General features: G+C 65.7%; 17 protein-coding genes. 5 read left to right on the top strand and 12 right to left on the bottom strand.

All coding sequences use genetic code 11. From position 1 onward, the window contains the following. Positions 1 to 35: 35 nt before the first annotated feature. A complete protein-coding gene (locus ACSYG9_RS05500; protein WP_454841502.1) occupies positions 36 to 776 on the top strand; it encodes an IclR family transcriptional regulator in 741 nt (246 codons plus the stop codon). Here the strand turns inward: ACSYG9_RS05500 and ACSYG9_RS05505 are convergent. Continuing rightward, positions 758 to 1,528 carry an SDR family NAD(P)-dependent oxidoreductase gene (locus ACSYG9_RS05505; protein ID WP_454842885.1) on the bottom strand — a complete coding sequence of 257 codons (771 nt, stop codon included), beginning with the start codon at positions 1,526 to 1,528 and terminating at the stop codon, positions 758 to 760. The two genes, ACSYG9_RS05500 and ACSYG9_RS05505, sit on opposite strands and share 19 nt — an antisense overlap. Positions 1,529 to 1,637: 109 nt before the next feature. Between ACSYG9_RS05505 and ACSYG9_RS05510 the strand changes: the two genes are divergently transcribed. After that, positions 1,638 to 2,225 carry a TetR/AcrR family transcriptional regulator gene (locus ACSYG9_RS05510; protein WP_454841504.1) on the top strand — a complete coding sequence of 196 codons (588 nt, stop codon included), beginning with the start codon at positions 1,638 to 1,640 and terminating at the stop codon, positions 2,223 to 2,225. A gap of 39 nt (positions 2,226 to 2,264) precedes the next feature. On the opposite strand, the gene ACSYG9_RS05515 is transcribed toward ACSYG9_RS05510, so the two are convergent. Continuing rightward, complete coding sequence (locus tag ACSYG9_RS05515; RefSeq protein WP_440126190.1) at positions 2,265 to 3,395, bottom strand: Rieske 2Fe-2S domain-containing protein; 1,131 nt, start codon at positions 3,393 to 3,395, stop codon at positions 2,265 to 2,267. Between the two features lie 36 nt (positions 3,396 to 3,431). Further along, on the bottom strand, positions 3,432 to 3,728 hold the full coding sequence (locus tag ACSYG9_RS05520) for a hypothetical protein (RefSeq protein WP_440126191.1): 297 nt from the start codon (positions 3,726 to 3,728) through the stop codon (positions 3,432 to 3,434). A gap of 85 nt (positions 3,729 to 3,813) precedes the next feature. Here ACSYG9_RS05520 and ACSYG9_RS05525 point away from each other — a divergent pair, with 85 nt between their 5' ends. Further along, positions 3,814 to 4,029 carry a hypothetical protein gene (locus ACSYG9_RS05525; RefSeq protein ID WP_454841506.1) on the top strand — a complete coding sequence of 72 codons (216 nt, stop codon included), beginning with the start codon at positions 3,814 to 3,816 and terminating at the stop codon, positions 4,027 to 4,029. A gap of 98 nt (positions 4,030 to 4,127) precedes the next feature. Beyond that, complete coding sequence (locus ACSYG9_RS05530; RefSeq protein ID WP_440126193.1) at positions 4,128 to 4,946, top strand: MHYT domain-containing protein; 819 nt, start codon at positions 4,128 to 4,130, stop codon at positions 4,944 to 4,946. On the opposite strand, the gene ACSYG9_RS05535 is transcribed toward ACSYG9_RS05530, so the two are convergent. Continuing rightward, positions 4,878 to 5,915, bottom strand: coding sequence for a beta-ketoacyl-ACP synthase III (locus tag ACSYG9_RS05535; RefSeq protein WP_454841507.1), 1,038 nt, complete (start codon positions 5,913 to 5,915; stop codon positions 4,878 to 4,880). The genes ACSYG9_RS05530 and ACSYG9_RS05535 overlap by 69 nt on opposite strands. Positions 5,916 to 6,205: 290 nt before the next feature. Between ACSYG9_RS05535 and ACSYG9_RS05540 the strand changes: the two genes are divergently transcribed. Then, the gene (locus ACSYG9_RS05540; RefSeq protein WP_440126195.1) at positions 6,206 to 6,562 is read left to right on the top strand and encodes a PLDc N-terminal domain-containing protein; all 357 of its coding nucleotides are present in this window, start codon (positions 6,206 to 6,208) and stop codon (positions 6,560 to 6,562) included. Positions 6,563 to 6,572: 10 nt separating this feature from the next. Here the strand turns inward: ACSYG9_RS05540 and ACSYG9_RS05545 are convergent, their stop codons facing one another. From ACSYG9_RS05545 to ACSYG9_RS05580, 8 genes are all read right to left on the bottom strand, one after another. Next, a complete protein-coding gene (locus ACSYG9_RS05545) occupies positions 6,573 to 7,127 on the bottom strand; it encodes a sugar O-acetyltransferase (protein ID WP_454841509.1) in 555 nt (184 codons plus the stop codon). A 26-nt stretch (positions 7,128 to 7,153) separates the two neighbouring features. Then, complete coding sequence (locus ACSYG9_RS05550) at positions 7,154 to 7,957, bottom strand: inositol monophosphatase family protein (RefSeq protein WP_454841510.1); 804 nt, start codon at positions 7,955 to 7,957, stop codon at positions 7,154 to 7,156. 91 nt (positions 7,958 to 8,048) lie between these two features. Next, on the bottom strand, positions 8,049 to 8,432 hold the full coding sequence (locus ACSYG9_RS05555) for a PhnE/PtxC family ABC transporter permease (RefSeq protein WP_454841511.1): 384 nt from the start codon (positions 8,430 to 8,432) through the stop codon (positions 8,049 to 8,051). Beyond that, positions 8,365 to 9,765 (bottom strand): phosphonate ABC transporter, permease protein PhnE, encoded by a 1,401-nt coding sequence (gene phnE / locus ACSYG9_RS05560; RefSeq protein ID WP_454841512.1) that lies wholly within the window; start codon positions 9,763 to 9,765, stop codon positions 8,365 to 8,367. The genes ACSYG9_RS05555 and phnE overlap by 68 nt, the downstream gene beginning before the upstream one ends. Next, a complete protein-coding gene (phnC, locus tag ACSYG9_RS05565; RefSeq protein WP_440126199.1) occupies positions 9,762 to 10,592 on the bottom strand; it encodes a phosphonate ABC transporter ATP-binding protein in 831 nt (276 codons plus the stop codon). The genes phnE and phnC overlap by 4 nt, the downstream gene beginning before the upstream one ends. Positions 10,593 to 10,627: 35 nt before the next feature. Next, complete coding sequence (locus tag ACSYG9_RS05570) at positions 10,628 to 11,590, bottom strand: phosphate/phosphite/phosphonate ABC transporter substrate-binding protein (RefSeq protein ID WP_454841514.1); 963 nt, start codon at positions 11,588 to 11,590, stop codon at positions 10,628 to 10,630. Positions 11,591 to 11,800: 210 nt separating this feature from the next. After that, positions 11,801 to 13,030, bottom strand: a complete 1,230-nt coding sequence (locus ACSYG9_RS05575; RefSeq protein WP_454841515.1) for an alpha-D-ribose 1-methylphosphonate 5-triphosphate diphosphatase — start codon at positions 13,028 to 13,030, stop codon at positions 11,801 to 11,803. Then, positions 13,027 to 13,794: a phosphonate C-P lyase system protein PhnL gene (locus ACSYG9_RS05580; RefSeq protein ID WP_454841517.1), complete on the bottom strand. Its 768-nt coding sequence runs from the start codon at positions 13,792 to 13,794 to the stop codon at positions 13,027 to 13,029. The genes ACSYG9_RS05575 and ACSYG9_RS05580 overlap by 4 nt, the downstream gene beginning before the upstream one ends. Position 13,795: the final 1 nt, after the last annotated feature.

The raw sequence follows: 13,795 nt of genomic DNA on the forward strand, positions 1-13,795 counted from the left end.
CGTATTGATTGATCGGTTGATCAATGGAGGCTTGAATGAGACATGAGTTCGACTCCCCCGCCGCAGTCATCGACCGCGTCGCAGGCCTGCTCGACGAATTCCACGCCGGCGGACACCTCACCCTGTCAGAATTGTCGGAACGCACCGGCGTGCCCCGGTCGTCCGTCCACCGACTCCTGAATCAGATGATCGAAGCGGGTTGGGTTCGACGAGAAGGACGCACGTACGCGCTGGGGCGCAGCATGTTCGAGTGGGGTGCCCTTGCGCAACACCACGACGAACTACACCGCGCCGCACACAACGTTCTGCACGAACTCCACTCCGCCACCGGGTTGGTCGCACACCTGGCAGTCCTCGAGGGACACGAGGTGCGCTATCTCGACAAGGTCGGATGCGAAACGGTTCCGCTACCCTCACGCGTCGGCGGCCGCCAGCCCGCATACCGTACAGCCCTGGGAAAAGCCCTGATCGCGCACACGCAGCTCACCCCCACGACCGCCGCGCTGCCCGGCACCGACTCCACACGGCTACGCGGCGAGATCGCCCAGATTCGCGAACGACACGTCGCACAGGAGCGCGAGGAAACCGTGCGAGGAGTCGCGTGCGTTGCAGCCCCGATCGGAGATGGGCGTACGTGCGTCGGCGCGCTGTCCGTCACGGGATCCGTCGACACCGTGGACGTCGTGTCCCTCGCCACCCCGGTCCGGGTTGCAGCGCGTGCGGTGTGGCGCTCGCTCTCTCACAATCACAAGGGATTTCAGCGCACGAGCGCCTGACCTCCATCAACTGCCAAGGTATGCCCGGTGATGTATTGCGATGCAGCGCTGCACAGGAAGACCACCGCTGGTCCGATATCGGTCTCGGGATCCCCGAGCCTGCCCAGCGGCACGGTCGCGAGGTAGCCCGCAGCCGCATCCGGTTCGAGACAGAACCATTCCTTCATGGTGTCCGAATCCGCCAGCGGCAGAATCGCGTTGACCCGGATCCCGTCGTCGGCCCATTCACACGCAGCGGTGCGCGTCAGCACCCGCACCGCCTCTTTCGCTGCGGCGTACGCCCCGGCGCCCGACGGGTCCCACCGAATTCCTGCCGCCGAACCCAGGTTGACGATGCGACCACCTCCGCGGAGGTGGGGGTGAGCGGCGCGCATCATCCGCCACGTTGCTGTCGGTCCTGATTCCATCGCTCCGCGGTAGGCCTGTTCGTCCACTTCGAGGAGAAGCCCGTGCGCCGCAGTCATGGCATTGTTCACCAGCACGGTGAGCGCGCCGAACCTCTCGACCACCGCGGGGACGACACCCTCGACCGCCACGGCGTCCGTCACGTCACAGACGAAGGGCTCGGCACTACCGCCCCGACCGGTGATCTCGTCGGCGACCGCCGCGATGGTCGACGAAGTACGCCCGACCACCGCGACCTGCGCGCCTGCGGCGGCAAGGGCCAGCGCAATACCCCTACCGATACCCTGACCGGCGCCGGTCACGATCGCGGTGTCACCCGCGAGTACCGCCTGCGCGTCTCGGACCATGATCACGCATACTCCTTGTCGAATGTCGAATCCCATTGATCGACTGATCAATGGATGTGGCAGACTGGCCCCGGCCATACCGGCGCCGACGCTCAGCAGAAAGGCTGCAATGGATCCGCAGCAACGCCGCAGGCAGATCCTCGATCGGTCTGCCGAGATCTTCGCCCGCAAAGGAATCAACGCCACGACGATCCGCGACATCGCGAAAGCGGTAGGCGTCCATTCCGGGGCGCTGTATCACTATTTTCCGTCGAAGGAAGCCATCGTCACGGAACTCATCCGCGAGTACATCGACGACATCTCCGAACGCTGCCGTGAGGTGATGGCACTGGCACTCTCACCCCTCGAGCGAATGGAAGCCCTGGCCGAGATAGCGCTGGATTCCAACGTGCAGTATCACGGCGCCACATCGATCTGGCGACGCGAAGGCGAGTACATGCGCGAACGCGTTGTGGAAGCCGACATGGTCACAACCGCCGACGAAATGGAAACCGCGTGGCGCAGCACCATCGCCGACGGCGTGGCCGATGGCACCTTGCGCACCGACATCGACTCCGAGTTCCTCCGCGAAATGCTCTACGACGTCTTGTGGCACGCGACGCGCTGGCACCGCCCCGAACCGGGTGAATCGATGGCCGAGCTCGCGCACACGATCATCACCGTGTTCGTCGACGGGATGCGTAGCCGACCCGAATGACCTGTTCCGCCCGATCCGGACGGAACAGGCCCGACCTCACTACCGTGCAGCCAGGTTCTCCTCGACCTCCTTGTGCCACGACTCACGGGCACGGGTGGTGTCGACCTCGAACTCGAAACGCTGAGTCATGTCCGGTGTAACGTCTTCGACATCGACGTAGAACTGGCTGTACCAGCGGCGCAACTGGTAGACCGGCCCGTCCTCCTCGGTGAGAAGCGGGTTCTCGATGCGCGACTTGTGTTCCCAGATCGCGATGTCCTGCTGGAACTGCTCTTCGAGACCGTCGGTGAACAGCGTCGCCATCTCCGAAGCCTGCTCGTCGGACATGCCTTCGATCTTCTTCACGATCGTGCCGAACTGCAGAACGAACGAGTTCGACGTCACGGGATAGTGGCAGTTGATGAGCTTGGACTCGATCGTCGCACCCTCCGCCACCGTGTAGATCGTGTCGAGCATGAAGGACGGCCCGTAGTAGAACGCATCCGAAATCGTCTGGGCTTCAGGAAGGTCCATTTGAACGCCGGTCTTGATATCGTCGCGCCCGTACGAGCGCATGTGCTGGCCCGCCACGTGCCCGTCGAAGACGTTCTTGAAGAACTCGGGCATCTGGAAGTGCACGTAGAAGAAGTGCGCCATGTCGACGACGTTGTCGACGATCTCACGGCAGTGCGAGCCCTCGACGTGGATGGTCGTCCATGTCCACTCGCTCCACTCGCCGTCCTCGTAACCCTCGATCTCAGGGATCGTCACGTTCTCGGGCGGGGTTGTGCCCTGAGGACAGTGCCACACGAAGAGAACTCCGTTGCGCTCCATGGTGGTCCATGACTTCGTGCGCGCGAGCTTCGGGGTGCGGCGAGCGTAGGGAATCTCTTCGCAGCGACCCTGACCGTTCCAACGCCAGTCGTGGAACGGGCATGCGATGGTGTCGCCCTTGATCTCGCCGCGGGCGAGGTTGCCACCCATGTGCCTGCAGTAGGCGTCGAGCACGTGGAGTTCACCCTTCGTGTCGGCGAAGACCACGAGGTCGGTCCCGAAGGCCTTGACCTGATGCGGCTTTCCGTCACGGAACGATTGTGCAAGGCCGATGCAGTGCCACCCGCGGGCGAATCGAGTGGGATTGCTACCGGCTTCGATAGTGCGGATCTCGATGCGATCCTGTTCGACGGTCATGGAGTCCTCCAGGGCTGAGTTGGCTGAAAACGGCGGTCACCGCGAGGCGGTGACGGCTTCCTCGGAAGTCGGAGATTCCTGGGATGAGAGGGGCCGCACGGGTGGCTCGACCCGCGCGGTCTGGAGAATCTCACCCTCGGCGACAGCCGCATCGACCGTGCGGTCCAGCGCCGCACAGCGCAGGAGATACGTGTGGGGGTCGATCTCGCGAGCAGCGGCGAATTCTCGACACGCATCGGAAGCCGATTCGCACCACTGGATACTCGTGTGGGCTGGGCTGTACTTTGCGACGAGTACGCGGGTGCCACAGGTGTGGCAATCGAGCGACTGCATTCTGGCCGTTCCCTTCCTCGGATGACCCGAGGCTACGAAGGGGATGTGGCGGCAACCACAATGTTTCAGCCCAGCGGGACACTCGATGTTCCCGCGCGAATGCCGTCAGCCGTTCGCAAGCACACCCTCGAGCACCCGGCGCAGCTCGCCGAACCCAAGGCCGCCGACGCCCATTGCGTCGAGAATCCCCGGTGCCCGCACGCTCCTGCTACCCGAGGCCGGCCACGACCTGCGCGAGCAGGCCTGGGTTCCCTTGGCCGAGGCGACACGCGAACTCGCCGACACGCCCACGCGGCTCTGACGTCGTACTCCTTCGAGAGGTCGAGCGGGCTCGGGTGTGTGGGATATGGTCGGGCCGCTGGACCACAGAAGGTGCAGTAGCTGGACACGGGGGATCGGATGCCGCACGAACAGCACTTCACGATGGGATTGTGGGTGCCGTACCTGGCATTCGTCACCGCCGCGGTCGGCTGCTACGTCGGATTGTGCTGCGTGCAGCAGTCCCGCAAGCACCTGACGTCCCCTGCCGGTGTGCGCTGGCTCGTGATGGCTGCCCTGTCGATCGGCGGTGTCGGCATCTGGCTCATGCATTTCATCGGCATGTCCGGTTTCTCGGTGCCGACCTCCCCCGTCCGTTACGACCTCAGCGCCACCCTGTTCTCGGTGGTGCTTGCGGTAGGGGCGACATTGTTCGGGCTGTTGATCTCGAACGCTCGTCTCTCCGCCGCCCAGCGACTGTCTCGCTCCGCGTCGATCACGCTCGGCGGCGCAGTGATGGGCACGGCCATCGTCCTCATGCACTACAGCGGCATGGCCGCGGTCAGGATCCGGGGCACCATCGAGCACGATCCGAAGATGGTGGCGGTCTCTTCTGCCATCGGCATCCTCGGGTCTGCGGCCGCGATGTGGATGTTCGAAAGGCCCGGGAAGCTTCACGTGCGTGTCGCGTCGACCGTGCTGCTTGCCTGCGGCGTGGTAGCGCTGCACTACACCGGCATGGTCGGCATGAGCGCACAGGTCGACCTCGAGGCGCAGGCACCCGAGGGCATGACGGTGCTATCGCTGCTGTTCCCGGCGTTCGTCATCGGCACCGTCCTCCTCGCGGTGCCGATCGTGGCGCTGCTGCTCAGCGCCGAGAGCGACCATGGCCTAGACGATGGGGGGCAGCTGAACAACCTGTCCCGCGTAGGCAAGCCCGGCACCGAAACCGACGAGTAGCGCGGTATCCCCCGGTTTGGATACGCCGGACCGGAGAAGCTCCTCCATTGCCATCGGGATCGACGCAGCGCTCGTGTTGCCGGTCTCTCCGATGTCGCGCGCAACCGCAACGTTCTCGGGCAGATACAGCCCTTTGATGAGTGCGTCGGTGATACGGCTGTTTGCCTGGTGCGGGACGAAGGCATCGAGGTCGGCAGCCTTGACTCCGGACTTCTCCAACGCGTCGGTGCACGCCTTCCCCAGGAAACTCACCACCCAGCGGAACACCGCCGATCCGTTCATCCGGATGTACGGGCGCACTGCCGGAGCTCCGCCCGCGGCCGCTGCTTCGACTTCGTCGAAGTAGGACATGAAATCCTTGTCCTGTTTGATGGCGTCGGTCTGGCTTCCGTCCGAACCCCACGCGACCGGACCGATCCCCTCCGACTCGGACGGGCCGACCACGGCCGCACCTGCACCGTCCGCGAAGATGAACGCGCAGGTCCGGTCGGTTGGCTCGAGCAGATCGGACAACCGTTCGACCCCGATGACCAGTACGTTCCTGGCCTGCCCGGCACGAACGAGTGCCGCAGCATTGCCGAGCGCGTAACAGAAGCCCGCGCAGCCGGCCGAGATGTCGTAGGCGGCGGTGTCCTTCATACCCAGTTCCGTGGCCACCACAGCTCCCGCAGACGGCCCCAGCACCATCAGCGACGACGTGGCGAGGACGACCGCGTCGATCTGATCGGCCTCGAGACCGGCCGCAGCAAGCGCGTCCCTGGAGGCGGCGACACTCATCGAGATGATCGTTTCATCGTCCTCGGCCCATCGTCGCGAGGAGATACCCGACCTCGTCTTGATCCATTCGTCGGAGGAATCGATCCGGTCGACGATCTCTGCATTGGGCACGACGCGTCGCGGTCGGTACGCACCCAGGCCCAGCAGGGCAGCATGAGCGGCGGGTGCGGCGGTGGCGATCTGAGCGGGCATGACTTCCTCTCCACATGAACCTGGTGGTTCACCCTCGTATTCAATTGTGTGCAGTGAACGGCGTCCCGCACCCCGACAATGCCGGCAGCCTGCGTGCGGCGCCCATTTTCTTCGGGAAGGTTCACGTTGTCACCTTTGAGTCCAGGTTGCTCAGGTGACACGCGGAGCGTCGTGGACGTAGGTCGCCGACACGGGGGTCGATGCCCGATATATCGGTACATCGATCGTCATTTCGGACACCTGCTGCGGGCCTCCTGCGCTTTCTCGATCTGATCAACTCGAGTTAGCTTGTGGAAGTGCCATACCTCGGATTGATCATCACCCTGCTGTGGCTGGGTTGCCTCGTCGACGTGATCTGCTCCGATGAGGAGCGCGTCCGGCACCTGCCCAAATTGTTGTGGCTGATGATCGTACTTCTGCTGCCGCTGGCGGGGTCGGTGCTCTGGCTGATCCTCGGCCGACCTCAGGGCATCGTGGAGATTCTGGCGTCGAAGTCCGCTCCCGAATACCCCCGACCCACCCGGCCTGTGCTCGATCCCGAGCACGACGAGGACTTCCAGCGCCGCTTCCGTGCGCGCGTCGAAGAGCAGCGGCGGCTCGCGAAGGAACAGCGCCAGCTCGAAGACGGCAACGAGAACGCCGGCTGACTCCCCCGGGTCAGAGACGTTTGACGACCGCGGCGGGCACTCCCGCGGCAACGACGTTCGGCGGAAGATCCTTCACGACGACCGCGCCCGCACCGACGACGGTGTTCTCCCCGATCGTGACATCCGGCCCGACGATGACGCCACCGCCGAGCCACACGTTGTCTTCGATGGTGATCGGTTCAGCCGATTCCCACTTGGCGCGGCGCAGCTCGGGGTCGATCGGATGGGTGGGTGTCAGCAACTGCACGTTGGGACCGATCTGCATGTCGGCGCCGATGGTGATGCGCCCTACGTCGAGCATCACGGCCCCGAAGTTGACGAAGGTACCTGCCCCGATGGTGATCTGGTACCCGTAATCGACGTACAGGGGCGGGCGGATCTCGACCCGCTCGCCCAGGTCGCCGACCAGTTCGGTGAGGAGCGTACGCCGCGCATCCGGTTCTGCGGCGCTCGTGGCGTTGAACTTCTCGCTCAGCGTGGCCGCGCGCAGTGCATCGGCCGCAAGTTCGGGGTCGTCGGCGAGGTACAGCTCGCCGGCCAGCATGCGGGCTTTCTGTCCGGACATCAGCACTCCCGTCGGTTTCGATGTCCTTACGAAACTACCCCCTGAACGGCTTCGCGCAGTTCGGCTGCGAGGTCGTCGGTAGCGGCGACGATGCCGCTCCACCGTTTCGTCAGGTCGGTGTCGAACACGATGGGACGGTCGTACGCGTCGATCACCGCACCGCCGGATGCCTCGACCTGCACGACTGCGGCCGCGATGTCCATCAGGCGGTGTGTGTCGCTGCCTGCGTCGACGAACGCGTCGGTCGACCCGGTCGCGACGAACACCGACTCGAGGGTGCTGCAGCTGAGTATGCGGATGCGAGTGGCCTTCTCCGCGACACGCCACCAGGCGTCGCGGTTACGTTCGTGCGGGCGGAGCATCGAGACCGCGGCGGACGACAGGGACGTGCATCCGCTGGTCCGGAACGCGGACTTACTGCGCGAGGCCCACCAGGTCTGTCCGGTGTGCAGCCAGGTGGTCGACGCCTCGGTGAACTCGCCGTCGATCACCACCGCAGCACTGAAGCATGCCAGCGGAATACCCGCGGCCGCGTTGGCGGAGCCGTCGACGGGGTCGACGACGAGGGTGACGGCGGATCCGGCGTCGATCCAGCCCCGCTCCTCCGAGAGCACGTTCGCACCGGCGGCCGTGGCGGCCGAGATGATGGCGTCCTCGACGAGGACGTCGATGAGCATCGTCGGCGTACCGTCGGCACCTTCCATGGAAATGGACTTCAGCTTCTCCCGTGAGAACGTCGCGACAGCATCGCGATAGGCGGTGAGCGCGGCGTCGGACGCGGCGGTGAGCATGCGGCCGGCCGCGGCGGTCGAGGATTCGGTGAGGTTCATATGGTTTCTCCAGTGGGTAGGAATGGCCGAACGTCACCTTCGGCCACCTCGAGTAGACGAAGGTGACGTTCGGCCATGCTCGCGGCGGGGATCAGGACACGACTCGGCGAACCCAGATGGCCAGACCCTCCACGACCATGACCACCGCGAAGATCATCAGCACGATCATGGTGACCACGTCGAACTGCATGACGCGGGCCGCGTTCATCAGGTAGAAGCCGAGTCCGCCTGCGCCGACGACACCGAGCAGTGTCGCGGCACGGATGTTGGTGTCGAGCTGATAGAAGATGTGCGCGATGATCGCGGGCCCGGACTGGCGGATCGTCGCGGCGATGAGGACCTGCATGCGTGTCGCGCCGCCGGCAACCACCGCCTGTTGCACGCGAATGTCCGTTTCCTCCACGGAGTCAGCGATCAGCTTGCTGAACAGGCCGATTGCGCCGACCGACAGCGCGATCGCCCCCCGCGGTGGCACCGAGGCCGGTCACGACGATCACGATGATCGCCAGGATCAGATCCGGGATACCGCGGACGACCACGATGAAGACGCGGAATCCCTTCGCGACACCCCGAGTGGGTGCGACATTGCGGGCCGCGAGGAGACCGACGGGGACCGCCACGATCAGGCCGATCAGGGTGGCCGCGAGAGCGATCTGCAACGTGACGACCAGTTGCGCCCACAGTTCGTCGCCGATACCGCCGGTGCCGGGTGGGAAGAACAGCGAGAGCGTATTCCACATCGAGCCGAACCCCTCGGCCATACGGGACAAGTCGATGTTCGCTGACCAGACCGATGCCAGCAGCGCCAGCACGAAGAGTGCGACGTAGGCGGTGCGCGTGAGACGCTCGCCCGTCCACGGCGGACTGATCCGATACCGGCCGTCTGCGGCGCGCGCAGCGGTCGGCACCCGCGTGCCGCCGGGTTCACGATCGACCCAGCCGTCCTGAGCGCTCGAGATACGGTCACGAAGACGTGAGAGCAGGTTTCTGCGGGCAGGCGCCTTGTCGCCGAGAACCATTCGCCGCAGTGCCCCGGAGATCAGTTCGACGATGACGCACAACGCGACGATGAACAATGCCAGCGCCATACCCCGCTGATAGTTCATCGTGCGCAGCGCCGCCGACAACTCGAGCCCGATACCACTGACGCCGACGTATCCGAGGATGACGGAGGCACGGAGGTTGATGTCGAACCGGTGCAGGGCCGTGGCGACGATCGCGGGCATGACCTGCGGCAGCACCCCGCCGGTGATCTGCTGCCACCACGTGGCGCCTGCGGCGCGCAGTGCGTCCCGAGGGCCGGGGTCGGTGTCTTCGATCGCGTCGGCGTACAGCTTTCCGATCATGCCGATCGAATGGATGCCGAGCGCGAGGATGCCACCGATCGCGCCGAGGCCGAACAGACGCAGGAACAGAATCGCCAGCACCAGTTCGGGAATGGCACGGGTGACGACGATGATGGTGCGCGCAGGCATCCGAAGTGCCCTGCGGGGTGCGGTGTTACGGGCGGCGCCGAGCGCGACGGGGATGCTCAGCACCACGGCCAGTACGGTCGCGAGAAGCACGATCCCCAGGGTCTGCCCGGTCATCGCGGCGAGCTCACCGAGGGACGGGAAATCGAGTGGGAAGATCCGCGACAGGAACTCGGCTGCGTTACCGATACTGTCGACGATCGTCGCGACATTGATCTTCAGCGACGCGATCGACCACAGGGCGGCCGCGAACAGGCCGAACAGGATGACCTGCGCGCTGATGGTGTGCCACGTGGGGCGTGGCAGCGTCTTCACCGGTGGCGCGGTGATCGTCATCGGTTTGCGGTGGCCTGAGCGGACGCGACCGGCTCGACCGCCGAGTAGATGCTCATCGTCTCGCTCCTGTCGATCGCCGACACCGGCTTGTCGAGCACCAGCTGGCCGCCGCGCAGACCGACGAGTCGGTGCCCCCACGACAGTGCGAGATCGACCTGGTGCAGGCTGCACACCACCGTCAGGTCGTCTTCGGATGCAATCTGCGAGATCAGCGCCATGACCTGCGCCGACGACTCGGGATCGAGCGAGGCGACAGGCTCGTCGGCGAGGAGGATCCTCGGCTTCTGGATCAGTGCGCGCGCCACCGCGACACGCTGCTGCTGCCCGCCCGAGAGCGTGTCGGCGCGCTGGAACGGACGGTCGGCGAGACCGACGCGGTCGAGTTGTTCCATGGCGGACAGACGCACCGACTTCGGGTACATCGGGAGACCGAACCTGGGGCCACGCAAGGAGCCGAGAGCACCGGAACACACGTTCTCGAGCACCGACATGTTGCCGACGAGGTGGAATTGCTGGAACACGAATCCCACCTTGCGTCGGAGTTCCCGTAGTTCACGGCCGCGGGCGGTGCCCACCTCGTGCCCGAGGACCCGCACGGCACCCGATGTGGACGGGTGCAGACCGTTGAGCAGACGCAGCAGAGTCGATTTGCCGGATCCCGACAGGCCCAGCAGCGCAACCACTTCGCCGGGATACACCGTCAGCGACACATCGTCGAGTGCCCGCAGCCCCGGGCCGAACACCTTGCTGACGTGATCGAGTTCGATGGTGGGCCGAAGGATCTTGTCGATGGATGCGCCGAGGCGCACATGGTCGGGGTCGGTCATGGCGGACTCCAGATGTCGAGGGGTTCGGATTCGGGTCAGGCTGCGCAGGAAGGGGATTGCGTGATCTCACAGACCTTGCGGACACCGTCGTAGAAGTCGTCGGTGACGGGAATGAATCCGTACTCGGTGCCCTCGGGAAGCTCACACTCCTGCTCGCTGGCGCAGTAACCGGCCTCGACGAGTGCGGGGCGGTTGAGCTTCGTCGCGTAGATGTCGGTGAGCTGGTCGATGAGGTCCTGCGGCAGCGTGGTCAGCACAGCCGAGGGGCTGGCCGCGATCATCTCGGACTCCCAGATGACGTCGAGGTCGCCCTCGGCGAGATCGCCTTTCTGGACGAGAGTTTCGGTCACCATCGTGTCGAATGCGAAACCGGCGTCGCATTGGCCGCTCTCGACCGCGAGTGCGGAGGCGTCGTGGCCGCCCGCGAAGACCGGGGTGACGTCCTTCTCGGGGTCGACGCCGGCCTCGAGCAGACCCGCTGACGGGTACAGGTAGCCGGAAGCGGACGTGGGATCGACGAAGCACACCGTCTTGCCGCGGAAGTCTTCGAGCGACCGGATCTCGGATCCCGCGGGGACGATCGCGTACGACTGGTAGCCGGGTTCCTCGTCGGGGCTGTCGGCGAACACACCCAGTGGCTGCACAGGCACGCCACCGTCCTTTGCGGTGGCGTAGGAGAAGGGGCCGTAGTGGCCGATATGAACCTTGCCTGCGCGCTGAGCCTCGATGACGGCCGCGTAGTCGGTGGCGTTCTGGAACTCGACCGGGATACCTGTCTCGTCTTCGATGACCTGCTGAATCAGCGAGAATTCCTGCGCCAGGCTGGTGCTGTCCTCACTCGGGATGGATGCAAGCACCAGCGTCTCCGGGGCGCCCTCGCTTCCGGTCGCGCCCGCGGAGCTGTCTTCGTCGGCACTGGAACCACACGCGGACAGCGTCAGCGCGGCCGCCGCGGCCACAGCCACCGCAGACCAAGTACGGGAAGAGGAAATACGCATGAGGGGAAACTCCTTGTCGAACACGCGGAAGCGAGTCGGGGCACGAGGGGACGACACCTTATCGGCATCGTTGGAGTCCAGACTGTCTGTACGGTGCATCGAATCTCCCAACCCGAGGTGAACTCCTCCCCTCGACCGGACGACGTTCGCGGTGTGTTGTGCGATCAATGCACCTCGGCCCCGCAACCGAATGGGTGCGGGGCCGAGGATTCACGATGCGCGCAGTACCGCGCGGGTCACCGGGTGACCGTGTTCGAGCGAGACCAGGACGAGGTCGGCGCGCTGGCCGGTGGTCAGCGCGCCCCGGTCGGCAAGCCCGACCGCGGTCGCGGGACCGCTCGTGACGAGTCCGACCGCCGCGGGCAACGCCATGCCGCGCTCCGCGAGGGCGAACGCCGCACCGAGCAGCGACGACGGCAGGTAGTCCGACGCCAGCGCCGTCACCAGCCCCAGATCGGCCAGTTCCCCAGCGGAGACATTGCCCGAGTGGGAGCGTCCCCGCAGCACATTCGGACCCCCCATCACCACGGACATGCCGCGGTCCCGTGCTTCCCGCGCCGCCTCGACGGTGGTGGGGAACTCGGCGACGTTTCCTCCGCGTGCGGCCAGGTCGGCGATCTCGACGGCCGATTCGGGGTCGTGCCCGAAGACACGGGCAAGACCCATGCGGGACTGTTCGGCCAACCACCCCATCGTCTCGTCGCGGATCCCCGCGTTGGCCTCTCGTTCGGCCGCCAGCCCGTCCACCACTCGGCGCGCATCTTCCGCCGAGATGCCGCGGACTCCTGCGATGTGGTTCTCGTAGTAGGTGCGGTCGGCATACTGGCCGATCCCCGGTGTGTGGTCCTCGTGCGAGATGACCGCGGGGGTTGTGGTGGTGACGACACCTGCCGCAACCAGCCGGTCGAATTCCTCACGCATGGCGGCGAACCCGGGCGCAGACCGTACGTCGAGGCGATGCAGAACACGGTGGTCGACGAGTCGCGCGTCCGTCTCCCGGGTGTTCCAGTCCTCGATCGACTCGCACATCTGCTGCGCAACATGGACGCTGCGGCCCGTCGTCGCGGTGGCGCGGTCGGAGAACGACGCACCGTGGAACACGGTCGTCACACCCGCTGCCCGCACCTTGCCTTCGAACGACATGAGGGAGAACGCCCACGGCAGTTCGACACCCGGTCGCGGGAGACGCTCCTTCTCCAGTCCGTCGGAATGCACGTCGACCAGGCCCGACACACACAGGAGACCGCCGCCGTCGACGTCGGACCGCACTCCGGGGGTGGACGGGCCGATCTCCTCGATCATGCCGTCGCGCACCACGATGCGTGCATCGTCGAGAATGCGGTCCGGCAGCACCGCCCGGACGTGGCCGACCACGTAACTCTGCGGTGCGCACTGCAGCGTCCATGCTGCGGTAGCGGGTGCGGTTTCGATTCCGGTCATGCTGCGTCTCCCAACACGTCTGCGGCGGATCCGATTCGGGCAATGTGACCGTCGGCGAACCGCACGACACGTGTCGCGAGACGGTGCATGGCTTCGAGATCGTGGAACACTGCGAGCACCGCGACACCGGACGCCGACAGCGACGCGATCAGCTCGAGTGCACGTTCACGGTTGACCGGGTCGAGCGCCGAGACGGGCTCGTCGAGCAGCAGCAACCGCGGCGGGTGGACGGTACCTGCGGCGAGATTCACACGCTGGCGCTCGCCACCGGAGAGGACGCTGCAGTCGACGTCCCACAGTGCCTCGTCGAGCGAAAGCCGCTGCAGGGCTTCCGCTGCAGTTTCGCGGGCGTCGGCACGACTCATCCCACGTCGCCGTGCGGAGGCAGCGACCACTTCGAGAGGCGCGGTGCGCGGAGGGGCCGACAGGAACTGTGAGACGTACCCGAGTTCGCGTCCGCGCAGCCGGGCCATCTCCCGGTCGGGCAACTCCGTGAGCTCGACGGGGCCGTCATCGGTGTGCAGCACGATCGAGCCCGCATCGGGCAGGTAGCTGCGGTGCACACAACGCAGGAAGCTCGACTTTCCGGCACCGGACGGTCCTGCGAGCGCGACGTGCTCACCGCGACCGACCTCGAGTTCGACGCCGTGCAGTGACGTGACGGTGCGGCCGTCGATGGTGTGAAGAGTGAAGGATTTGCGCAGGTCGCGGACGGTGAGAACCGGATCGGCAGTGGTGGATACGGGCACGGTGGACACAGACATG

The organism is Rhodococcus sp. SJ-2, from assembly GCF_053750035.1.

What these genes read in the sequence shown, in the direction of transcription:
- ACSYG9_RS05500 (WP_454841502.1), top strand. Translation starts at nt 36, where the DNA reads ATGAGACATGAGTTCGACTCCCCCGCCGCAGTCATCGACCGCGTCGCA.
- ACSYG9_RS05505 (WP_454842885.1), bottom strand. Translation starts at nt 1,528, where the DNA reads ATGGTCCGAGACGCGCAGGCGGTACTCGCGGGTGACACCGCGATCGTG.
- ACSYG9_RS05510 (WP_454841504.1), top strand. Translation starts at nt 1,638, where the DNA reads ATGGATCCGCAGCAACGCCGCAGGCAGATCCTCGATCGGTCTGCCGAG.
- ACSYG9_RS05515 (WP_440126190.1), bottom strand. Translation starts at nt 3,395, where the DNA reads ATGACCGTCGAACAGGATCGCATCGAGATCCGCACTATCGAAGCCGGT.
- ACSYG9_RS05520 (WP_440126191.1), bottom strand. Translation starts at nt 3,728, where the DNA reads ATGCAGTCGCTCGATTGCCACACCTGTGGCACCCGCGTACTCGTCGCA.
- ACSYG9_RS05525 (WP_454841506.1), top strand. Translation starts at nt 3,814, where the DNA reads ATGTTCCCGCGCGAATGCCGTCAGCCGTTCGCAAGCACACCCTCGAGC.
- ACSYG9_RS05530 (WP_440126193.1), top strand. Translation starts at nt 4,128, where the DNA reads ATGCCGCACGAACAGCACTTCACGATGGGATTGTGGGTGCCGTACCTG.
- ACSYG9_RS05535 (WP_454841507.1), bottom strand. Translation starts at nt 5,915, where the DNA reads ATGCCCGCTCAGATCGCCACCGCCGCACCCGCCGCTCATGCTGCCCTG.
- ACSYG9_RS05545 (WP_454841509.1), bottom strand. Translation starts at nt 7,127, where the DNA reads ATGTCCGGACAGAAAGCCCGCATGCTGGCCGGCGAGCTGTACCTCGCC.
- ACSYG9_RS05550 (WP_454841510.1), bottom strand. Translation starts at nt 7,957, where the DNA reads ATGAACCTCACCGAATCCTCGACCGCCGCGGCCGGCCGCATGCTCACC.
- phnE (WP_454841512.1), bottom strand. Translation starts at nt 9,765, where the DNA reads ATGACGATCACCGCGCCACCGGTGAAGACGCTGCCACGCCCCACGTGG.
- phnC (WP_440126199.1), bottom strand. Translation starts at nt 10,592, where the DNA reads ATGACCGACCCCGACCATGTGCGCCTCGGCGCATCCATCGACAAGATC.
- ACSYG9_RS05570 (WP_454841514.1), bottom strand. Translation starts at nt 11,590, where the DNA reads ATGCGTATTTCCTCTTCCCGTACTTGGTCTGCGGTGGCTGTGGCCGCG.
- ACSYG9_RS05575 (WP_454841515.1), bottom strand. Translation starts at nt 13,030, where the DNA reads ATGACCGGAATCGAAACCGCACCCGCTACCGCAGCATGGACGCTGCAG.
- ACSYG9_RS05580 (WP_454841517.1), bottom strand. Translation starts at nt 13,794, where the DNA reads ATGTCTGTGTCCACCGTGCCCGTATCCACCACTGCCGATCCGGTTCTC.